The organism is Lysinibacillus sp. 38-6, assembly GCF_046245175.1.
In the GTDB taxonomy this organism is placed as follows: Bacteria; Bacillota; Bacilli; order Bacillales_A; family Planococcaceae; genus Lysinibacillus.
This window is the reverse complement of sequence record NZ_CP176417.1, coordinates 205,765-227,783: the sequence shown is the minus strand read 5'-3', so window position 1 is coordinate 227,783 and position 22,019 is coordinate 205,765. Positions and strand designations below refer to the sequence as shown.

24 protein-coding genes, 1 pseudogene and 1 other annotated feature are annotated in these 22,019 nt (G+C 35.7%); of the genes and pseudogenes, 8 read left to right on the top strand and 17 right to left on the bottom strand.

The window, feature by feature from the left end; translation table 11 throughout:
* Positions 1–104 precede the first annotated feature (104 nt).
* A complete protein-coding gene (cntE, locus tag ACKVEV_RS01170) occupies positions 105–1,295 on the bottom strand; it encodes a staphylopine family metallophore export MFS transporter CntE (RefSeq protein ID WP_409368556.1) in 1,191 nt (396 codons plus the stop codon).
* Positions 1,296–1,577: 282 nt separating this feature from the next.
* Between cntE and ACKVEV_RS01165 the strand changes: the two genes are divergently transcribed.
* Complete coding sequence (locus tag ACKVEV_RS01165; protein ID WP_409368555.1) at positions 1,578–2,003, top strand: hypothetical protein; 426 nt, start codon at positions 1,578–1,580, stop codon at positions 2,001–2,003.
* A gap of 68 nt (positions 2,004–2,071) precedes the next feature.
* Here the strand turns inward: ACKVEV_RS01165 and ACKVEV_RS01160 are convergent, their stop codons facing one another.
* On the bottom strand, positions 2,072–2,536 hold the full coding sequence (locus ACKVEV_RS01160) for a hypothetical protein (RefSeq protein WP_409368554.1): 465 nt from the start codon (positions 2,534–2,536) through the stop codon (positions 2,072–2,074).
* Between the two features lie 437 nt (positions 2,537–2,973).
* On the opposite strand from ACKVEV_RS01160, the gene ACKVEV_RS01155 reads away from it, so the two are divergent.
* The 3 genes from ACKVEV_RS01155 (at position 2,974) to ACKVEV_RS01145 (ending at position 6,007) form a co-directional block, all read left to right on the top strand.
* Positions 2,974–3,978 (top strand): nucleoid-associated protein, encoded by a 1,005-nt coding sequence (locus tag ACKVEV_RS01155; protein WP_409368553.1) that lies wholly within the window; start codon positions 2,974–2,976, stop codon positions 3,976–3,978.
* Positions 3,979–4,320: 342 nt separating this feature from the next.
* A complete protein-coding gene (locus tag ACKVEV_RS01150) occupies positions 4,321–5,178 on the top strand; it encodes a PhzF family phenazine biosynthesis protein (protein ID WP_409368552.1) in 858 nt (285 codons plus the stop codon).
* Between the two features lie 613 nt (positions 5,179–5,791).
* Entirely contained in the window at positions 5,792–6,007 is a 216-nt protein-coding gene (locus ACKVEV_RS01145; RefSeq protein ID WP_409368551.1) for a hypothetical protein, read from the top strand.
* On the opposite strand, the gene ACKVEV_RS01140 is transcribed toward ACKVEV_RS01145, so the two are convergent.
* Positions 5,992–6,480: a DinB family protein gene (locus ACKVEV_RS01140; protein WP_409368550.1), complete on the bottom strand. Its 489-nt coding sequence runs from the start codon at positions 6,478–6,480 to the stop codon at positions 5,992–5,994. The two genes, ACKVEV_RS01145 and ACKVEV_RS01140, sit on opposite strands and share 16 nt — an antisense overlap.
* A gap of 288 nt (positions 6,481–6,768) precedes the next feature.
* Between ACKVEV_RS01140 and ACKVEV_RS01135 the strand changes: the two genes are divergently transcribed.
* Positions 6,769–7,215 carry a hypothetical protein gene (locus tag ACKVEV_RS01135; RefSeq protein WP_409368549.1) on the top strand — a complete coding sequence of 149 codons (447 nt, stop codon included), beginning with the start codon at positions 6,769–6,771 and terminating at the stop codon, positions 7,213–7,215.
* A gap of 103 nt (positions 7,216–7,318) precedes the next feature.
* Here ACKVEV_RS01135 and ACKVEV_RS01130 read toward each other — a convergent pair whose 3' ends face one another.
* From ACKVEV_RS01130 to ACKVEV_RS01100, 7 genes are all read right to left on the bottom strand, one after another.
* Complete coding sequence (locus ACKVEV_RS01130; protein ID WP_409368547.1) at positions 7,319–8,569, bottom strand: DUF4179 domain-containing protein; 1,251 nt, start codon at positions 8,567–8,569, stop codon at positions 7,319–7,321.
* Entirely contained in the window at positions 8,566–9,066 is a 501-nt protein-coding gene (locus ACKVEV_RS01125) for a sigma-70 family RNA polymerase sigma factor (protein ID WP_409368546.1), read from the bottom strand. Before ACKVEV_RS01125 ends, ACKVEV_RS01130 begins: the two co-directional genes overlap by 4 nt.
* Before the next feature lie 108 nt (positions 9,067–9,174).
* Complete coding sequence (locus ACKVEV_RS01120) at positions 9,175–10,218, bottom strand: threonine aldolase family protein (RefSeq protein ID WP_409368545.1); 1,044 nt, start codon at positions 10,216–10,218, stop codon at positions 9,175–9,177.
* A gap of 51 nt (positions 10,219–10,269) precedes the next feature.
* A complete protein-coding gene (locus ACKVEV_RS01115) occupies positions 10,270–10,821 on the bottom strand; it encodes a GNAT family N-acetyltransferase (RefSeq protein ID WP_409368543.1) in 552 nt (183 codons plus the stop codon).
* Positions 10,822–10,929: 108 nt separating this feature from the next.
* A complete protein-coding gene (locus ACKVEV_RS01110; protein ID WP_409368542.1) occupies positions 10,930–11,325 on the bottom strand; it encodes a DUF5071 domain-containing protein in 396 nt (131 codons plus the stop codon).
* Positions 11,326–11,392: 67 nt separating this feature from the next.
* A complete protein-coding gene (locus tag ACKVEV_RS01105; protein ID WP_409368541.1) occupies positions 11,393–12,298 on the bottom strand; it encodes a DMT family transporter in 906 nt (301 codons plus the stop codon).
* A gap of 30 nt (positions 12,299–12,328) precedes the next feature.
* Entirely contained in the window at positions 12,329–12,841 is a 513-nt protein-coding gene (locus ACKVEV_RS01100) for a GNAT family N-acetyltransferase (RefSeq protein ID WP_409368540.1), read from the bottom strand.
* Between the two features lie 130 nt (positions 12,842–12,971).
* On the opposite strand from ACKVEV_RS01100, the gene ACKVEV_RS01095 reads away from it, so the two are divergent.
* Both ACKVEV_RS01095 and ACKVEV_RS01090 read left to right on the top strand, forming a co-directional pair.
* Positions 12,972–13,892 carry a LysR family transcriptional regulator gene (locus tag ACKVEV_RS01095; RefSeq protein ID WP_409368539.1) on the top strand — a complete coding sequence of 307 codons (921 nt, stop codon included), beginning with the start codon at positions 12,972–12,974 and terminating at the stop codon, positions 13,890–13,892.
* A gap of 60 nt (positions 13,893–13,952) precedes the next feature.
* Positions 13,953–14,468, top strand: a complete 516-nt coding sequence (locus tag ACKVEV_RS01090) for a phosphoribosylanthranilate isomerase (protein WP_409368538.1) — start codon at positions 13,953–13,955, stop codon at positions 14,466–14,468.
* Between the two features lie 78 nt (positions 14,469–14,546).
* Here the strand turns inward: ACKVEV_RS01090 and ACKVEV_RS01085 are convergent, their stop codons facing one another.
* Together ACKVEV_RS01085 and ACKVEV_RS01080 are read right to left on the bottom strand one after the other, a co-directional pair.
* On the bottom strand, positions 14,547–15,011 hold the full coding sequence (locus ACKVEV_RS01085) for a hypothetical protein (RefSeq protein WP_409368536.1): 465 nt from the start codon (positions 15,009–15,011) through the stop codon (positions 14,547–14,549).
* Positions 15,012–15,184: 173 nt separating this feature from the next.
* Positions 15,185–15,313: pseudogene (locus tag ACKVEV_RS01080) on the bottom strand (alcohol dehydrogenase); the annotation flags it as partial.
* Between the two features lie 496 nt (positions 15,314–15,809).
* Here ACKVEV_RS01080 and ACKVEV_RS01075 point away from each other — a divergent pair.
* A complete protein-coding gene (locus tag ACKVEV_RS01075; RefSeq protein ID WP_409368534.1) occupies positions 15,810–16,325 on the top strand; it encodes a DUF4871 domain-containing protein in 516 nt (171 codons plus the stop codon).
* A 201-nt stretch (positions 16,326–16,526) separates the two neighbouring features.
* Here ACKVEV_RS01075 and ACKVEV_RS01070 read toward each other — a convergent pair whose 3' ends face one another.
* From ACKVEV_RS01070 to ACKVEV_RS01050, 5 genes are all read right to left on the bottom strand, one after another.
* Positions 16,527–17,420 (bottom strand): SDR family oxidoreductase, encoded by an 894-nt coding sequence (locus tag ACKVEV_RS01070; protein WP_409368533.1) that lies wholly within the window; start codon positions 17,418–17,420, stop codon positions 16,527–16,529.
* 262 nt (positions 17,421–17,682) lie between these two features.
* Positions 17,683–18,624, bottom strand: a complete 942-nt coding sequence (locus tag ACKVEV_RS01065) for a rhodanese-related sulfurtransferase (protein ID WP_409368531.1) — start codon at positions 18,622–18,624, stop codon at positions 17,683–17,685.
* A 297-nt stretch (positions 18,625–18,921) separates the two neighbouring features.
* Positions 18,922–20,274, bottom strand: coding sequence for an amino acid permease (locus ACKVEV_RS01060; protein WP_409368530.1), 1,353 nt, complete (start codon positions 20,272–20,274; stop codon positions 18,922–18,924).
* Positions 20,275–20,354: 80 nt separating this feature from the next.
* Positions 20,355–20,606, bottom strand: a binding site (T-box leader).
* Positions 20,607–20,742: 136 nt separating this feature from the next.
* Positions 20,743–20,931 (bottom strand): DUF4177 domain-containing protein, encoded by a 189-nt coding sequence (locus ACKVEV_RS01055; RefSeq protein ID WP_409368529.1) that lies wholly within the window; start codon positions 20,929–20,931, stop codon positions 20,743–20,745.
* 458 nt (positions 20,932–21,389) lie between these two features.
* A complete protein-coding gene (locus tag ACKVEV_RS01050; protein WP_409368528.1) occupies positions 21,390–21,938 on the bottom strand; it encodes a hypothetical protein in 549 nt (182 codons plus the stop codon).
* Positions 21,939–22,019: the final 81 nt, after the last annotated feature.

Genomic DNA, 22,019 nt, shown 5'->3' with positions numbered 1-22,019 from the left:
ATGTGAGAAATTTATGTTTCTCTTTCGTTATAGTAAGTGTAATCTGCCCCCTTTTAACATAGAAAATCCCTCTTGCAACGAATTAAGCAGAGGGATTATTTTTGTTAGTCAATATGACGTTTGAGCACAACTAACACAATGGCGAAGCAAGTTACAATCGTGCACGCAATAAACATCATGGCATACGAGGTAAGCTGGACAACAATACCCATAACGAAGCTTCCTAATGAAAATCCTAAATCATTGGTCGCAAGAAAGACACCTAGTAATAGATGTTTTTTGTCTTCTGGAATGGCAAATGATATGTAGGTCATAATGGTTGGATATAACATGGCAAATGCTAAGCCATTAAAAATAGCAGAAAGATAAATAAAAGATCCAAGCTGCCCCCCATATGCTAGCATTGTCGTACCAATAATTGACGCCAAAAGCACAAGAATAATGAAATTTGGATGCCAATGTCCGTCTGAAGGGATTCGCTTACGCAAAATAAAACGACTTCCAACGACTACAAGGGCTTGGATAAATAAATAGATTGCAATATTGCCAAGCTTAAACTTCAACATATAGAGCGGTAAAAATGTTGATATGGCACCTATAATTGTAGCACCTACGATCATCGTGATAGATGCAATAACTAGACCTTGATGGCGTGATGTTTCTTTTAGTGCACCTAGTAACTCGCGAATTGAAAAAGCAACCCATGCTTTTTGATGTTGCGGTAAAGGTGTACGCATATATATAAGTAATGGCAACATAGCTAATACAACAAGACAAGCAATAAAATAGGTACCATCTAGTTGTTGCCAAAGCCATATAGCCAAAACTGGGCCATAGAGAGAAGGCATCACCGAAGAAAGTGAATACATGGACATCCCTTGTCCTCGGTCTTCATTTTTTAACATATCGTTTATTCCCAGTTGCATCGACATGGAAAAAAAGGCGATAACAACCCCTTGCAATACACGCACAACATAAATGCTATCGATTCCAAACAATACATAAATCATAAGTGTCACAGCATGCCCTACTAACAGCCATTGCATCATTGTTTTCACACTATACTTGGCAACCATCTGACCAGCCCACGGTCTTAAGACCATACATACAAACATTGTGATCCCCATAATAAAGCCAATTTCACCTTCAGAAATGCCACTTATCTCAGCTTGCAGTGGAAAAATAATTGTTAAAATTGAAGATGCTGTAAAAAATAACATAGACAATAAATATAGGTGAAGCATGGCTCCAGAAAGTGGTGAAAACGTATACGTAAAAAGATGTTTATCTGTCATACGATTTTGCCCCTACCTTTGCTTGATATCCTCCTCGATTCTCCAATGAGAATTGTTATCAATTAAAAAATAGGCTATTCTATTTTTTTCGTCAAGTGTTCCTATCTAGAAAAAAAGCACCCCATTCAGGATGCTTCAGAAGGCAATTATTGACGTCTATCTAAAGTGAAGAGAAATTCACCCTCTTACTTTGTCATTTACTATCGATTTGCCGCTACTTTTCCATTTACAAACAATAATCCATATTTATAAAATAGTGAAAAAGATTAATGAGGTGAAGCAATGGATAAAAACAAAAGCTCGTTTATTGTAGCATTTACAAATATAGTGGTTTCATCTTTAGCCCAAATTCTTTATTGGACACTTCTAGAAGAATCCATAAATATGTTTATTTATCAATTTTTACTTTTCCCATTTAGCTTAGTCCTTATCAATATTATCTTTTGGTTTAGTAAATATAAACTTCTATTTTATCAACATGTACTTTCTGCTTACGCAGCTTTCTTTTGTTCAATAATCATTACGTTTATTACAGTGCTATCAACCTCTACTCAGGAATTGCCACCCGGTGAAATTGTATTATTTGCCGATGTCTTATTTGTTCTTATTACAATAACAATACAGCTTATCATTTTATTATTATTAAATACCTTTTTTTATGTAGTTTATCGTATTAATAACTATTGGAGAATAAAAAAGCATTTATAAAGCAAGATATGCTCCCAGGTGTAGACTCATTAAACAATTAATATATTGAGAGCATATCATAATAATTTTTAATGAAGTATTTCACTATTATTATTCGCAATGACAATATTCTCTTTACTAATCGTTGCATGCACCTTATCTTGTTTAAACATATCGATTATCCCGTCTACTACATTTTGAATAATTTGGTCATCAAATGTTGACGCAGTGTTGAGCACAACGGAACAGGTAATTTCTGGATCATTTGAATCTCCTCCGGAAGTTGTCGAAACTAGAATATCTTCACCCTTTAATCCTGTTTGTTGTGCTATAAGTAATTGTAAATCCGCTTCTTTTTGTCGTAGCCATTGCATGGTTTCAACATCGATTTCCTCCATAATCCTTGCCTTCATTTCACCGTTTGGCAATATCTCAATTAATTCACTTGTAACCTCAGGTTGTGGTTTTGCTTGTCCGATAAAATAGTACGATACAGCAATTATCACAACTATTAGCACCGACAATAAGAGTGTTTTTTTAGATTTGCTATTCAACGGTATCACACCTTTTTTAGAATAGTTCGCTACTACAGTTTCCAAGTAAGACAACTAAAATAAAAGCATTGAAATATGTACGAGGCACTTTTTAAATTTTCAACCTCTTAATCTCCTTTCAAATATTTTTTTATTAATTTATCAGAATTTTTCATTACTTTCAATTGAAAACAGAGGAAAATTATTAAAAAAGTTGCCTCCGCAAATTTTCATTGAACGTCACAAATAATGCAATAAATGCCGCAAGTGTTTGACATCTAAATTGCAGTCAATGCGAACTGTTCATTACAGAAATGTCGCATACGATGAAGTTGCTGGTAGTAAGTAAGTCTACACCGCCCCAACTCCTGGGGTCCCAACATATAAAATCCATGTCATTATTGCACGGGTTGTGCTAAGGTAAATTATCGAGACAATTATATTAAGGGTGGAAAATTATGTTAGAAGTAAGTGAAAGTAAATTAGCGCAGTATGTCGTGCATTATGTAAGTGATTCATTAGTTTTCGGTGAGGAAGCATTGTCGCAACCAGAAGTTTTGTTGGAAGCAGCATTTACACAATTAGCATTTAACAAACTCGACTTTGAACAACAATATGAATTTTTTCATGAAACGAATATTGGATTAAATGAAGTGTATACGTATGTCAAAGCTATTTTTGATGAAGAAGCAAGTTTTCTCGAACAGTCCAAGCATATTGCCACACACTTACATAGTGCATCTGGGCATCCCAATATTAAAGATGGCGAGTTGTTTATTGGCTTATTTGACAATTGTTTTATGGCAACAGAGGCCAAAAAAGTAATCGCTATTGTTAAAATTGAAGAAAAAGAAATGTTTTTAGATGTAAAAAATGAACAAAATAAAGTAATTGTCAATGGCATTGACGGCATTAATGTGAAGAAAATCAATAATATGGCCGTTATCATCGATATGGGGGCTGACGAAGCGCCCGTTGTCTTTATGAAAACGAAAAAGAAAGAAGATGTCGTGTACTGGCAAGAACGTTTTTTGAAAATTAAAGTAGCTGACGAACATTATCATAAAACCAACTTAGCATTAACAGAATGTAAAAAATATATTTTAAAAGAAGATAGTTTTTCAAATACTGAAAAGTTGGGCCTTTTAAACAAAACGCTCGATTATTTCCGCAGCGAAGAAGAATTTCAAGTAAACGACTATATTGAAACAGTATTCGAAGAAGCCGATTCAACGCAAAAAGATATTATCATTAATTCAGTCAAACCCTACGAAACAGTGATTTCCGAAAGTGCCATTGCCAAAGCTGAAAAAAGCTATAAACGCAAAATTAAACTAGATTCTGCAATTGAAATCCAAGTGAACGTTCGTGATATCGAGCAAATGGATGAGCTCATTGAAGTCGGTTATGACGAGGAAACGAATCGCAAATTTTATAAAATCTACTTTAATGAAGAAGTATAATGAAGGTGTTCTATTGACTGCATTCAATAGAACACTTTTTTTACTGGGAATGTTCGCGTTTGGGGCCTCCCTTCCAAAGTCTTAATGGCGTTTCATAGGTTTTTAGTGGCGGTTTCCTTCAGTTTAGTGGCGGTTTCTTTGATTTTAGTGGCGATTCCCCAATTTTTATTGGCGATTTACATAAAAATCGCCCAATTCAACTGAATCCAAGTAAAAATCGCGTGGAAGTTTTCTGAGTTTTTTTTTTATTATTATTTTAGAAGACTATCTTTTTGTTAGTAGTACTATCCAAACATGCTTTCTATGCTACAATTTATTAGATGTGAGAAAGGAAGATGTCTTATGAAAATATCCGTTTATGTTGCAAGTGCATTTAGCAAGGATCATAAAGGCGGAAATAAAGCAGGAGTGGTATTGTTTGAGCATACATTGACCACTACTCAAAAAATGGCAATTGCTAAACAACTGGGCTATGCGGAAACTGCATTTATATCGGAATCTGAAATGGCTGATTATAAAATTGAGTATTTTACACCAAAAGAAGAAGTGGATTTATGTGGTCATGCCACAATTGGCTCTTTTGCGATACTGATGCATTTAAATAAACTTTTCAAAAATCGCTATACGATAGAAACGAACAGCGGTGTTCTTACGATTACCATAAAAGATGACATTATCTTCATGGAACAAAACAAACCGGTATTCTATGATATTATATCTCCAAACGAGTTCATCGACTGTTTTGACATTCAAGCTATAGACAATACATACCCCATTCAAATTGTCTCCACGGGCTTAAAAGATATTTTAATTCCTATCAAAAACGAAACAAAATTACATGAACTGCAACTTAATTTTGAAAAAATTAAAGAAATCAGCAAGTATTATAACGTTGTCGGGATGCATCTATATACGTTTAATGACAATCGAATGATCTGCAGAAATTTTGCTCCACTATACGACATCAATGAAGAAGCGGCGACTGGAACTTCAAATGGTGCATTAGCTTGTTATCTATATGAACAGCACCAATTGCAAAAAGAAGTCTATGTATTTGAACAAGGTTATTCTTTACACTCCCCTTCCGAAATATTAGTTAAATTAGCAACCAATAGCGACAATAAAATAGAAAAAGTGTATGTTGGCGGCAAAGGCTATTACTGTGAAACGAAGTGTTTAGATTTAGCAAATATTGAGTAAGACATTGTGTTTGGCTTCAATTTAAAAAGACCGTTGTCACGGTCTTTTTTTTACCAGAGTTAGTTTTCATTTTTAGAAAGATTATGCAAACGCCATTTAAATAAGAATTTCAGCAAGTAATCAAAATTCACAAAAATTGTTATATAGATACTACTAAACGAGACCGTTAAATAAATACTATCATTGAAAGTATATTTATTTGACGTGACCAAACTAAATAATAAGGAATAGGTCAACGCACAAAGTAAATGCTTTAAATACATAACAATAATATTTTTAATTTTACTATAATGTTCAATCAAGATAGATACCAAAACAGCAACAAGCATTGCAGGCCCAGTAAATATAGTTCCATAAATACCATGTGATATGCTGTATGAGTAACCAACAAAAAGTGGAATGATAAATATCCCGATCATTAGTGTAATAATAGCTGCTAGTATTTTGTTTCTTAACATCTTTAGTCACAACCTTTAATCAATATATTCAACCCGACATAATTTTTAATAAACGCAAATAGCTCAAAACTATCCCCAAGAATATTTTGCTTCATCATCTTTGGCCTCTCGATAATTCCCCGAATATTTCTTTCATAGTCTAGGATACTTTTGGATTGTCATCTATTTTACCAGCGATTCAAAGGTTTCTATCAGCGATTTCATCTAGTTTACCAGCGATTCACAGGCTTCTATCAGCGATTTTATCTAGTTTACCAGCGATTCACAGGCTTCTATCAGCGATTTCATCTAGTTTACCAGCGATTCACGGGTTTCTATCAGCGATTTCATCTAGTTTATCGGCGATTCAAAGGTTTCAATCACCGTCATGATTTCCTCTGTTATGCCAGCTCTTCTGTATCTTCCGAATATAAACAATTTGACCGATATGGTAGGCATTATGGGTTGTTACATTGCCCAGTACTTGCCACCAGTTTGCATGAAAGTATCCTTGAACTTTACTTTCTAATTGTTGTTCTGTTAATATTTTTTGCCAATGTAACAGTACTTCTAACAGTTGCTGCTGCAATTCGTCAAATGTTTTATTGTTTGCAATAGTAAACGTACTGTCATTTCCTTCAATGTTGGGCACAGCAAGTACACTATTTTCTATATATCTTGTTTGCCACGTTATATTCCAATAGAGCAAATGCTGTACAATTTCTGCAATACTATTGCTCTCGTCATTTACCTTCCAAAAAGCCTGTGCTTCTGTCAGATTTTGAATAGACTCTGAAAAGGGCACGTACCAACTTGGATCGTTTGCATTTGCTAATAACTGATCTGATAAAACATCTTGAAACATGCCTACCCACTCCTTTATTTTGTTACTGTTAACATTCTCTTTAAAAGAGCATTTCCCTCTTTATAACCATCCAAATAAAAAGATGTTCAAAAAGGATAACGGTTTCTCTTTAAACTATGCTGTTTTTTGAACAGAAAGGAAGAAATACACTGCGTCTTTTAAATTGAAAGGGAATGAATTTCGTAAAGTTCATTGACAAGCTTCAGAACAAATCATAGATTTAGTTAAAGTATATTCAGAGTATACATACCATAATTTCTGTTTGCCATATAGAAAGGAGGATGCAGATTGAAGAAGCTTTGGCTTATTTTTTTAGGATTACTTTTTCTTGTTGGATGCCGTGAAAGTGACCAAGCAATGTTACAAACATTTGAGTTAACGAATGAAATTCAAAAAATGAGCCTAACTGGAAGAGGTCTAATTCCTTATGACGACCATGAAGAAAAAATAGTTAACAGAGAAATCGTAATTGAGAATGTTTCCGATCTTCAAAAGGTTAAAGATGCATTACAAAATGCAACGGAATTAACAGGAAAGATTACAAATGAGGGTCCGTTATTTGTACTAGAATTAATATTCGAGGGCGGATATTCAAAAGTTATTAATTTATGGTACTACACTGAGGCAAATACAGGACATTTTGAAGTAGACGATGTACTGTATCAGTTGAATGAGGATTCCGTCTCACAATTAATTAAACTTTTTGAGTCCTATCGAGAGCAACAAGTTCAATAACTAATACATATTTTTTCTTGTAGAATTAACTGATGGCGCTAATAGAAAAACATCGGTACTAATACCGATGTTTTTATGCGTGTTATTCAACTTGCTATTTTGATTATTTCAATGGAATTTTCAATTCAATATCTTCCCCAATAGGATTGTAGAAATAGTCTATCTTCATTTTGGCTTTACCATCGTAATTTTTAAAGGTTTCCGTTGTATATAGATACTCATCATCCTCTGAGAATGAGCTCCTTGCATTTTCTAACACCGTGCCATCTGCCTTTAAAGCATACTCCAAAAACGGATGGCTTACACTATCATCCCATTTCTTTGCAGCAATTTTTAGGCTTTGCCCCTCTACAGCTATATCCCAATTTAAATAATCTGGTTTTGAGATGACTTCCTGTGTACCAAAATCAACTTCGATAAAATCTTCACCCTTAGGCACTGCATGCACAGCGCCAATAAGCAGTGTCAATTCCTGTGGATCATTGAAATAATTACTTTGCAAATATACTGTAATTTTTCCATTGTCATGATTTGTATATATTGATGAGTAATTTCTAAGTGTTCCTCTACGCTCTCCACTTTCCGTTTCGACTGCAATATCTTCCAGTGCCAATATTTGCATTGTATTGTCTTCATCAACTTCAATATCGACTGCCATTTTTAATGGTGATTGGCGAATTTGCGTAATCGTAAATTTCTGACCTGCGACATCAACCGTACGATTTGCAGTAAACACTTTTTCCTTGGCGATGTCCTTTTGTAAAGTAAACGGTATCGTCATTACAATATTGCCTTTATCTCTATCTTTAAAGTGAAAAATAGCTTTAAAATCCTTTGAAGTATAGGCGATTGGCTCTGAAAAACCAAAATCGACTGAAGATGAGATGGATGTGTTATTGACAACATTATGAGTAAAAGAACAACCGCATTCAATTTCATCCTCCCCTTGGAACAATTGCACTTTGTCCAAAAATAATTCAAAGGGCGCATCCGCATCATAGTAAAGGACAAATCCGGAATAATCTGCTATAACCCCTTGTAATGTAAGCGATAAGCCTTCTTTATGTTGTGTCACATTGATTTCTTCATAGTAATGATTATCCACAATATCCTTTATCCCTTTATCTCTTACTACCGCCGTTACAATGGCGTCCATGCCAGGTATTTTTGCCACATAGCTAGCAATTGTTGGGGATACGCGAATCGAAAATAACAGACTTAAGCAACATAAAAATACGATTGCTACTGAAACGATGCGCCGCTTTGTTGTTTTTTCTCGCTTCACTTTACGCAATGCGTCCATGCGCAGTTGTTGCAGCTTGTCCTTTGGAACGTCAATTGGTTGTTTACTCATAGCCAGTCCTCCTTTTCTCTAGCAAAGATTCTGAGCTTCTTTAAAATGTGATGGAGCTTAGACTTTACAGTGCCCTCAGGAATTTGATTGAGCTCAGCAATTTCTTTGTTTTTTAGTTGCTGAAAATATTTCATATAGACGAGTTGTTGCTCAGACAATGTTAATTGCTCTAACAATCTCTCGATATCTGAGTAAATGGCCCATTCAAATAAATGATATTCTTCAATTTGAACAGTTTGTTGACGTTTACGTAAATGGTCTTTACAACAATTGATTAAGACGCGCACGAGCCAAGTTCTTGCATATTCGGGCTGCTGAACAGTATGCATTTTTTTCAGTGCTTTCAAAATGAACTCCTGCATCACGTCTAAAGTGTCCTGCTCATTTTTCATGTATGTAAAAGCCATACGATATAAAATTTCTTCATCCATTTCAATAAGGGAAAGTATCGCTTGATGATCGCCACGAATAGCACGCTTTGTCATATCTGTATCCATTGGTTTCGCCTCCTTCCCTCATTAGACTGTAAAATACTTCATTTCGTTCAAAAATTTTTAAATAAAAAGAATCCATTTTAGCAAAATGGATTCCTATGTCATAAAAGCTTAGCTATATTCTAATTTTTTAATATCTTCAATGAGCATTTCAACATCTGCCTTTTTCGTAGCCCAGCTCGTACAGAATCTTACAACACTGTGCGTTGCATCGACTTGTTCCCAATAGGAAAATGAATAATTCTCGCTCAATTTAGTTAACACATCATTCGATAAAATTGGAAACTGCTGATTTGTTGTAGAATCATATTTCAATGCAAAGCCTTTTTCAACAAATGCCTCTCGTATTTGCATGGCCAATTCCACCGCATGATTCGAAATTTCATAATATAAGCCATCTTCAAACAACGTTTCAAACTGAATGCCTAATAATCTGCCTTTTGCGAGCATGCCGCCTCGTTGCTTAATAAAATAGCGAAAATCTTTTTTTAGATGTTCATTTATAATGACAACCGCTTCCCCAAACATTGCGCCTACTTTCGTTCCTCCAATATAGAAGACATCACAAAGTCTAGCGATATCTGCTAACGATAAATCATTGTCCTGTGCAACGAGACCATATCCTAAGCGCGCGCCATCCATCACCAAAGGCAAACGACATTGTCGGCAAACTTCACTTAATGCTTCCAATTCGGATTTACTGTAAGTCGTCCCATTCTCGGTAGGATGAGATATGTAAACTAAGCCTGGCTGAACCATATGCTCATGCGTAACATCTTCCCAATGCGCATCATATAATTCTTTTACTTGTTGCGCTGTAATTTTGCCATCTGCACTCGGCAAAGTCAGCACTTTATGACCAGTCGCTTCAATTGCGCCTGTTTCATGTACTGCAATATGCCCCGTCGTAGCCGCAACTGCACCTTGGTGCGGACGTAATATAGAAGAAATAATCGTCGTATTCGTTTGGGTACCGCCAACTAAGAAGTGAACATCTGCATTGTCGTCTTCACACGCTTTTTGAATATACGTTCTCGCTCGTTCACAATGTTCATCCATTCCGTATCCTGGTGTCTGTTCTTCATTTGTTTCCATTAATCGAGTCAAAATGCGCTGATGGGCGCCTTCTGCATAATCACTTTCAAAACGTATCATTTATGTATTCCTCCAACATCGTGTATTTCTTTCCTAGCATAACCGATTCAATTACTGCGAAGCATTTATATAGTACACTAGATGATCAGTCCACGCATTGTTTTCGTAGATAAATCCTTGTCTCGTGCATTCGTAAACCATGCCAACGCTTTCAGCTAACCTTATCGATGGTATATTATCAAGATTAATATGTGCTTCTATTCGATGATAATTTAATTTTCCAAACGCTAAATCAAGCGCTGCTTTGACAGCCTCCTTCGCGTAACCTTTTCTCCAAAAGTGGTTATGGATTGTATAGCCAAATCTTGCCCACTGAAATTCTTCCCTTATTATAGTCGAAAAGTCTATAAAGCCAAGGTGACTATTATCTGCTTTTCTAAAGACACCCAATACATAAACTTTATCTTCTTCTGCCATTTGATGATGTTTCATCACTAAATCACGAAACCACTCTTTCGTACAGATGCTCATATCTATTTTACCTTCATCGTATGAATGTTGAGAAGGGTAACGATTTTCATATTGGGAAAGCCAAGAAGAATAATCTTCTTCTACTAGCAATCGGATAACTAATCTTTCCGTTTCTGTTTGTAACGTATTCAATCGAACACCTCATCTACATTACTTTCTCTTAAATAAGTTCTCCTGAGAATCGAAAAATCCTTTTCCTATATCCTCCCCCTCTGGTCTCATCATTGTGAAGCCATAAAATCACAGTGTGGCTAAAATTTCTTTTGCGATTTCATCCAGTTCTTCCGCCAGTTCATTTGCAGTAGGAGTTTCCGCCACCCTTGATAAATACGCTGTAAATTGCATTCTTGACTCTACTGGCAATTCAATTACTAAAAAGTGTAGAATAAACCACTTCCAATTGTCATCATCTGAAGCCAAAACATCTTGTACATAAGGTACAATTTCCTTAGGGAAAGTTAATAGTATCTCCAATACGCCAGGTGCAACTGGCCAATTTGTATCCTGAATAAACACAAGGAGTTCAGGCAATAAAGATTCTACTATATTTCTATCTAGCTTTTTAAGCTTTTCAACCTTCTTGATATCATATTTATCTCTAGGTAGTAAACCTTCAAATCCGGCCAAATACAGCACGCCTTTCTAATTCAATGTGTATTCTACTAAAATACACTGTTAGCACAATTTGAGGAAGGATTATAAATTAATTTTGCAAGCCTTGTTTTACAACTATCACGTTCGGTCTGTTCTCATTATAGTATGAAAATAGAATACAACCCGCAATAGCAATAACACTACCTATCACTTGCATCCAAGTCAGTTTTTCACCTAATAATAAAAAGGCTAAAATAGCCGTGAATATTGGATTAAAATTTAAGAATACGCCTGAAATGGTCGAGCCTACATGATGCACACAAATATTCCAAAACAACATACATACGACTGTCGCTAAGATGCCAGTATATAGAATCCCAAAGATAAAAGAACTATTGATATTGGACACGCTAAATGTAGGCGCACTAATCGGTAACAGCATGATCAGCCCAAAAATGGCAGCGTATAAAGTGGACATTAGAGCTGAAGTTTTCGTCATCGCCCATTTACTACAAATCGTATAGAGCCCCCAAGTACAAACAGCGGCAAGCATCCATAGGTCTCCTATATTAAATTTGAAAGAGAGTAAGTAGTCTATTTTGCCTTTTGATAGGACAAGCATAACCCCCAACAAACAAACACCCATTGCAATAATTTGTCGCAGATTTATTTTTTCTTTCAAAAAAAGTGCTGAACAACTAGCGATGGAAATCATATTTAACGTTGATATTAAGCCAACATTTGTTGCGGTTGTATGCGCTAATGCTAAAAACTGTAGAAGGTTAAATAGCACAACACCTGTTAACCCCATTAAAACCAATGGTAGGATGGCGTTTTTGGGAGGTATAATCTTTTTTTCTTTCCACCATACAATGGGCACAAGACAAATAACTGCCATCATCCACCTTAAAGTCGTCAGGGTAACAGGGGAAGCATGCTCAACAAGCGTTTTACTAATAACAAAACTCCCCGCCCATAATAAACAAGTTGACAGCAGTAAGGCATAATACTTCATTGCTAGTTCTTCCCTTCTTGCCAAATTTGTTTATTCTTCTATTGGATTTTGAGGCCCTTGTAATGTTAATTGATAAAAGGCTAAATCAAGCCAAGTATTAAATTTATAGCCTGCTTTTTTAATCGTGCCTGCATATTCAAAGCCGAAGTTTTTATGCATAGCTATGCTTTTTTCATTTTGTGCATCAATCCCCGCAATTAATGTCATGTATTCTCGTTTTGTTGCAATATCGATTAACTCTTTCAGTAGTGTCGTTCCTATGCCCATTTTTCGATAATTTTTATTAACGTAAATAGAATGTTCAATCGAATATTTATAAGCTGGCCACGCTCGAAAAGGACCAAATGTCGCATAGCCTACTACTTTATTTTCAAATTCATAAACTAATATCGGGTAGCCTTCCTGCCTTTTTTGCTCATACCACCGCTGTCTACTTTCCAATGTTTCCGGTTTATACGTATAAACAGCAGTCGTATGGAGAATGGCGTCATTATAAATGTCTAACATATCCATTAAGTCATTTGGCGTTGCTTCCCGTATCATGCTTCTCTTCCTTTCCATTGGTGCTTTTCTTTCTATAGTAATGCTCTTGCATCACAACGTAAAATTGAACTTTTTAAGCCCTTGCTATAGACTAAAGTTATAGCAAGACTACACGTGGGATGGTGAGGACATGACATTTCAGCAATTTCGTTACATAGTAGAAATCGCCAAACATAATTCCATTAGCAAAGCCGCTTCAGCACTTTTCGTCACACAGCCTAGCATCAGTAAATCAGTGCGTGATTTGGAGGATGAGCTTGGCATTACGATTTTAGATTGCACGAACAAAGGGGTCGTTTTTACAAAAGAAGGCACTGAATTATTGTTTTATGCGAAAATGCTTTTGGAACAAACCGAAGCTGTAAAGCATCATTTTGATAAGGAGAAAAACACTGGCTTAACGAAGTTTTCCATTTCGTCTCAACATTATAGTTTCGCCATAGAGGCAGTTGCCAATTTAATGGCGCATTTTAAAGAACGGAAATATGAGCTAGCAGTTCGTGAAGGGAAGTCAACAGACGTAATAGATGATGTCTATTCCAGCAGAAGCATTGTCGGTATTTTATCTGTAAGCGAATTAAAAAAACCGTTTTTCGAGCGCCATTTTATAGCGAAAGCGTTACAGTTTACGCCACTCGCTTCAGTAAAACAGCACGTCTTTTTACGCAAAGAACATCCTTTAGCACATGCTCAAACGATTTCACTGAAGCAATTACGTAACTATCCTTATTTAAGCTATCAGCAGGATGATATGCTGTTACATTTTGCAGAAGAAACAGTGGATGTCAACAACATCGAAAAGCTCGTTTACGTAACAGATCGCGGCACGATGAATAACCTACTGTCAAATACAAATGGTTACAACATTGGCACAGGTTGCATAGTGGATCATTATATGCACCCCAATATTATGTCAATTCCATTAGAAGAAAATCATCCAATGCAAGTGGGCTATGTCAAACGTAATGATGTTTTTTTGCCCGAAGAGCTTCTCGACTACCTCAAGTTTGTAAAAGTTGCATTGGAAAAGTCGTTGCCTATTGAAAATTAAAATGAAGAAATGGTTTTTTTTAACATAAGATAGCTTTACTACAATCACACGGAGGGCTATATGAAAAATGATAAATTTAATGCATTTCTACAAATTGCAGAAAAGCTAAATGAACTTAACATCATTCCATTGTTAATGGGGTCGGTCGGATTGGAAATGGTTACAGGCAAGAGTTGGGATGCACAAGACTTAGATATTCATATCCCTGGTGATAAAAGAGGCTGGCTAGTGCCACCTGAACTAAATATAGATCAATGGGAGACTATCGTAAAAATGATGCATTCAATGGGCTATCGCTTAATTGATTTACACGAACATGAATTTACTAAAGATGGATTATCAGTTGAGTTTGGTATTATCGATACTTTACCAAGTTTTGCAGGCGTTCAGTTAAAGAATGTGAAAATGCAGCAATTGGGAGAGGTAAAATATTATTTACTAAATGCTGCACAATATTTAAAGGTTTACGAATCTTCGTCCAAAGATAGTTATCGCGCAAATAACAATAATAATAAAGATATGGGCAAAATAGTTTTCTTAAAAAGAATGCTAAATAGCAACTCCAAATTTAACTAATGCATAGAAAGGAAAAGTGCAATATTTCCTACATTAAACAAAAAAAGAGCTGCTTTAGCAACTCCATGTTTGTGCCTATCAAAGCTGTTTCAACCATTCTGTCATCACTTTTTCTGCGCTCGCTTCTTTAGGCAGCCTTTTATAAAATTTTCTGTAAGGCTCTTCGTTTGTAAAGAAAAGAATTTTTTCATTGGTCTCTTTGGCATAATAACAGTATCCTTCAAACATAGTATCATCTATATAAGCAATAGGATGTTCATGTTGCATCGTGCACAAAACCATCTCAGCATTTAAATTACTATAAATTGCTTCTACTTGATATAAAAAATCTTTATGCACAGGAATAACTGGGCAATAGATAGTTTCTCGTTGTTGATCGCCAAAATACTGTTCTTCAACAATGATCTCATAATAATCCGCTTCGTTAAACGTTTCTTTTTGTCGTTCCTTAAGGAAAATATTAATAAACTTATTTGAAAGTTTATGCAAATGTCGTTGCGGCGGAATATTTTCCCCAAATAATAATAATGTTAAACTTTCCATTTCATTCTCCTAACTAGCACTAACCATCTTAACTATTACCATGATTTTAACGAAATCCTATAATAATTGCAAAAATAATTTCATTGGTAAGCGCAATCAATCTACTTGTTCACTCAAAATTTTTAAAAGACTTTTCCATTCGTCTTTTTCGTAGATTCAACAGCATCAAAGCATCATGCCTCTTTTACATTCATTAAGTCATAGTGAGAATCAACCATCATGAAACGTAATTTTTCATCATCAATTAGCCTTATTAAATGCTGGAACGTTTCTTGCCATTTACTTGTTGAGACACTTTTATTCTATGAGTAGTCCAACAATAAGACCAATCCTTTTAACAAACAATACCTAATACTAAAACACAATGGTTCGTGGATTTAACATCAACTCAAAATATACATTTTTCTGCTGCATACAAACGTTGTATTGAAGCAAACTATAGACAAGTCATTTTATGTATGATGAAGGAGGGATTAGATGTTTGATCAAATTGCGTATTATATTTTAAGAGGCCTGTTAGTTCTGACGGTGTTCGTTGTTTTCTTTGGAATAGGTATTGGGGATACACTAATTAGAAAAAAATAAAACATCATGCAACTCTATAGTTTAATCAGTTAATACAGTCTTTATACAGATAACAGACTGTATTTTTTTATTATTATAACGTTCTCATAAAAGTAGTCCCCTTTGTAGCTAGATTGAAGAAAAAGGTATAATCATACGAATGTTGAAGTAGTACATAGAGTATCTTTTGTTTAAGAAAAGGCTAAAAGTGTTTAATTGATAAGGGGGAAAACTATGAAGAATAAAATGATTAAGTTGATTTCTTTACTTTTTTTAGTGACACTTGTCGGTTGTAACAATATTGATAAGAACGAAACTCCAGAGGCAAGTTCTACATTTTCATTACCAGTTACTTTTAATGATGGAACAAAAGGTGAGTATTTGTTAATTGGTGAAGAAGGAAAAGTTGGTTTTTTAGTCGGTTCTGGTAAAAAAGGTGAAGCAATTGAAGAAAAGATTATTGCTAATAAAGGAAGTAAGTATATGTGGCATTTTTGGGGAGATAAAGATCGAATTAGTGGTAATTTTAAAGTAGTTGGAACTGATAAAGAAGGCAAAGAACATCCCGTGTTGGTATCTGGTACGGATACCGTCTGGCAATATGCCAATACTTCCATTAGCCCTAGTAACGGTGCTGATTCTCATATTCCTTCAAATATGTTGTTCCCGACAAGCGGATTATGGAAATTAGACATATATTTTAATGAGAAGTTATTTGGTAAACTAGTTGTTAACGTTGTAGAAAGCTAAATCATCTTCACCTAATCAAGGTCTATAGTGGAACAAGTTGAAGTGAAAATTGAACTGGCAGTATACAATAAAGAAGAAAACAACTTGGTTTTATCATACCAAGTTGTTTTCCTTTTCCACTTTTATTGAATATAAAGGTCGGCTATCAACCACACTCAGTGTAACTGAGTTTAAAGGAGGATAGTCGCCCCCTACTTTACATTACAAGTCTATCGGCTTGCCACCAGTCACCCCATAAATCTGACCGGTGATATAGCTTCCTTCATCGGAGGCTAGAAGAACATATACAGGCGCAAGCTCTACTGGCTGTCCGGCACGGCCGAGAGGCGTATTTTGACCAAACGCAGGAATTTGTCCTTCCAATTGACCATTATCCAACTGCAACGGCGTCCAAATTGGCCCTGGTGCGACACCATTGACACGTACACCCTTCGTGGCAAAGTAGGCGGATAAGGATACCATAAAGTTGCTTATCGCTCCTTTAGTAGCGGCATAATCCATTAAAGATGGGGACGGGTCAAAAGATTGAACCGATGTAGTCGTAATAATTGCACTTCCTGGTGCCAGATGTTTTTCTGCGGCTTTTACGGTCTCAAACATGCTGATGATGTTCACTTTGAAAGTGTCCTGCACTTGTTCGATTGTTAAGTCACTTAAAGATGGCTGTGCGATTTGTTGCGCAGCATTCAATACAAGAATGTCCAATTCACCAAAAGCTTCCACTGTTTTTGTCACAATCTCTGTTGCCGCACCATCTTCCCGCAAGTCATATGGTAGTAACAATGCTTTTCTGCCCGCTGTTTCAATTAAATCTTTGACTACGTTGGCATCTTCCTCTTCACCCGGGAAAAATTGAATAGCCACATTTGCGCCTTCGCGTGCATAGGCAATGGCGACAGCTCGGCCAATTCCGGAGTCACCCCCAGTAATCAAGGCATTGCGCCCTTCTAGACGATTGTATCCTTTATATGATTCTTCTCCACAGTCAGGTTTGGGACTCATTTCATTCTGAAGTGCTGGAGTGTGCTGTTCTTGATCCGGGAATTTTCCTGTATGAAATTTCTTGCGTGGGTCTGTTAGATGTGAGTTTCCCATCAAAAATCATCTCCTATTTTGTTTAATTAAGTTACGAGCTTGCACTATTTAAATCGTGTTACAATTTTTAGCTACCCTGTGGTGATTTACTTTAAACAGCTTCAAACCTCTTCCCCTTAGGAATTAGTCATCTACTTTTCAGTATAAAAAGAAAAACACCCGATGTAAGCGAGCCAACTAGTCCATTTAGAAATGGATAGTTTGAACACTTACATCGGGTGTTTTAAGTATCTCTATATTAAAGTTATTTAAAGATTTGTGCTTAAGCTTGTAATGCCTCAATGGTTTGAGCGACTTGCTCTTCCGTTAAATTGTGACGCACGATGTAACGGTTGCGTGCATGCTTTGTACATTCGATTGTACAGCCACCTAAATGCTTTGCTTCATTTTCTTCTGTTGCGATGATTTGCTTGTTACATTCAGGGTTTGCACAGTTAATGTAACGTTCACAAGGTTCACCGTCATAGTGATCACGACCAATAATGACATGCTCTACTTGGTTGATTGGCACTGTTAAACGCTCATCAAATACGTACATTTTACCGTCCCATAATTGGCCTTTCGTTACAGGGTCTTTTCCGTATGTTGCAACACCGCCATGTAATTGACCGACCTCGCCAAAGCCTTCACGTTTCATCCAACCTGAAAACTTCTCACAACGAATCCCACCCGTGCAATAGGTTAATACATTTTTCCCTTCGAATAGCTCGCGGTTGGCACGTACCCATTCCGGTGTATCACGGAAGTTTTCTACATCTGGTCGAATCGCGCCACGAAAATGGCCGACATCGTATTCGTACGTGTTACGCACATCTAATACCACTGTATTTTCATCTTGCATTTCAGCAAGGAATTGTTCTGGTGACAGGTAGCGACCTGTTAATTCATGCGGGTTTACGTCTTCTTCTAAACCTAAGTTTACTAACTCAGGACGTGGGCGTACGTGCATTTTTTTAAATGCATGGCCATCTGCCGCATCAATTTTGAAAACAATGCCTTCAAATAATGGGTCTGCTTGCATGTTTGCCATGTATTGCTCTGTCTGCTCAATCGTACCCGAAACCGTACCGTTAATACCCTCATTGGCTACTAAAATACGTCCTTTTAAACCGATTTCTTTACACATTTCTAAATGCGTAGCAGAAAACGCCGCTGGATCTTCAATCTTTGTGTAATGGTAATATAATAATACTTGATAATTCATTGTTTCCACCTATCATCTCATATATTTGCAGGATATACCTGATAGTGTCTTTTACGACCTATTAACAATAAAGCATTTTTATTTAAAATGCTATCGGTAATTAGGCTGAAATGGACAGTAAATAATGTTATTCCATCATATGGAATTAAAAAAGCATAAATTATCTTCACGAATTGCATCCAATTCTGCTGACACACGCTGTATACAAAGGAAAACCCCAGAAATGTTGGTTTAACAGCATTTCTAGGGTTTTCGGTTCCTTGCCAACCTTTCATTCTTGGCAGAAGTAAAGTTTATTTACTTTTTTACTTTGTAGCCAATAAACAAGATCAAAAACCAAACTGGTGCGACATAGAGGGCTACACGCATATCTGGAATAAACGCCATTAACACAATAACCATTAATAAAAATGCAATGGCAAGGTACGTAGAAAAAGGATAAAGCGGTATTTTGAATTTCAGTTCGGCTACTTCCTCTTTCGTTTTCGCTTTTCTAAATTGCAATTGTGCTAATAAAATAATCATCCAGCTTGTAATCACTGCAACAGTTGCCACAGCAGAAATATAGATGAACACTTTTTCCGGTACAACATAGTTTAGGACAACCGCAAGTAATAACACCGCTGCAGAAAATAAAATCCCTCTTTGCGGACTACCGTTTTTGCTTACTGTTTGGAAATATTTCGGACCATCTTTTTGTACCGATAAGTTGTGTAGCATGCGTCCTGAACCATATAAACCACTATTAAATGCAGACATTGCCGCTGTAATGACAACAAAGTTAATAATGTGAGCCGCAGCAGGAATGCCGACGTAATCAAAAATTTGAACAAATGGACTACCTTCTGAACCAACTTCGTTCCAAGGATAAATAACCATCATAACCCCTAATGCACCAATGTAGAAAATTAAAATACGCCAAACGATGTTGTTAACAGCTGCAGGAATGGATTTGCTAGGATTTTTTGCTTCTCCTGCTGAAATACCCACTAATTCAACTCCACCGAATGAGAACATAACTAATACGAGTGAAATTAAAATACCGTGGAAACCATTTGGCATGAAGCCACCGTGTGCCCATAAATTATCGAAACCAATTGCTTCCCCGTGATTGCCAACCCCGAAGAAAATAATGGCTAGACCTAGAACGATCATACCGATAATCGCAACCACTTTAATCATCGCAAACCAGAATTCGAATTCTCCGTAAGCTTTTACATTTGCTAAGTTTACAAGCGTCATCAAAACAAGTACAACAAGGGCAGTTACCCATTGTGGAATATCAGGGAACCAGTAGTTAATGTATACACCGACTACTGTCAATTCTGCCATGCCAACGACAATCCACATGAACCAATACGTCCAACCAGATAAGAACCCAGCAAAGCGTCCTAAATATTTATTTGCGTACGTACTGAACGAGCCTGATACAGGTTCCTCTACTGCCATTTCGCCTAAAGCACGCATAATTGTGAAAATAACTAATCCGCCAATTAAATATGCGAGTAAAATAGAGGGCCCAGCCATTTGAATTGTTGAACTAGAGCCATAAAACAAACCGACTCCGATGGATCCGCCAAGTGCAATAAGTTGCATATGACGAGTACTTAATCCGCGCTTTAGCTGTGAATCTTGTTGATTTTCTTTCATAATGTCTTTCTCCTATTACGTTTAGATTTTCAAATACTTTGCTCAAAAAAGGAATAAAAAAAACGCCCTTTTGGATTAACCAAAAGGACGATTCAACTCGTGTTACCACCTTTAATTTATAAGTAATTCACATTACTTACCTTAAGAAGTACGGTCATTTGACGATACTCTCGCACGTGATTACGGGTGCTTACCGGCGTAGCCTACTAAGAATAATCTTTTCGGTACACAGCTCCAAGATGAATTCTCAATTGTTTTACATGCACCTCTCATCAACCGGTAACTTTCTGTTCGTAAAAATAACTGATACTATTTCTTTTCATAGCCTTTGTTCTATACAAATATTTTTGAATTGTTTTTCATTTTATAGAAAAAAATTATTTTGTCAATATATTTCTCGAAATTTCTTCATAACCCGCTTAAAAAACTATGACCTTACACCTTACTAATAACACTAAAATAGAAAATCTATTGTTCTTCTTCATATTTTTCAAATACCAAATCATTTACTTTTATTTGACCATATGACCCACTACTTTTAGGAATAGCCGCAACAAATCGCCAGCCCTCTTTACTATACTTATCGATTATTTCCCTATGGCTCTCCAATGTAAATAAACCCTCAACCTTTGCTTCTACATACATATATTTATACATTTTTATACACCTCAAAGTATTTACCGTGTTTTGCGGTACAACGAAACATTTCATTTGTTACTACCTCAACTTTTATTAATTCCACCGGATAAACCCATAAACAACTCTAATGTAAATAATAACACAATTTTCCTTTTTATGTTTTGGAGTAATTCTCAATTAAATGGCCCGATTGTTGAGGATTGCAAAATATATAGTCCCCTTCATTTCGTTTTTTTATTTACTGAAGCGTAGCCCTACCACACCTTTCATACATTAATTACATTATTTATTTTATTACATTGTTGATTTTATAGAACATATATAAACAGTATTGAATGTCGCTTAGATACTCGTATCCTTTAGTTGAACCATAACGGTTGAGCATTCTTACTGCTAGTACGTTTTCCTCTAAAATGACGAACAGCGCTACATAGGTGTAACCAAGTAATTTAAATTGAAATACACATCTATTTATACTAAATGTCTAAATATTTTAGTATTTTAAAACCAACATATTCATCTTTTACAGGAAATTGCATTCTATAGTAACAATTCCAATAACTAGTAACTCTACTTTTAGTTTTTTCGGCGAAATCAAGATTTTCTTCTAAGAAATCTTTTAATGGACTCATGTCTATTTTAGACAAATACAAGTAAATGGTGTCTAAGATTTCAATAACATATTCACCAATTAACCGGACTATATATGGAGTAACCCAATGATAATTAGGTAATTGCCTTAGAATAAAAGTTAAATACTTTTCCCTTAAAAACCCATTGTAATGTCTTGTAAATAAACAAGCTAATATTGTTCTTTGTTGTTCAGTGAAACCTTCCCAATTCTCTTTAGATGGTTCATAAAAATAAATTCGCTCAGGTATGATAAGTGTTTCTTGCTCGTAGTTTACTTTAAAAAATATTGGTGGATTTTTTGTTTCCTGATATAAAGTATTTAAAACTATATGGAGATCTTTTTTTAATTTGTTAGGAAACCCTTCTAATTTTTCTTTATTATTTTTAAGCATAATTTATATCCTCGCTAACAAGGTATTTTTTCATTATTTAGTTTTTAATTGTATTTTATCAGGAAAGCGCCTGATTGTAGA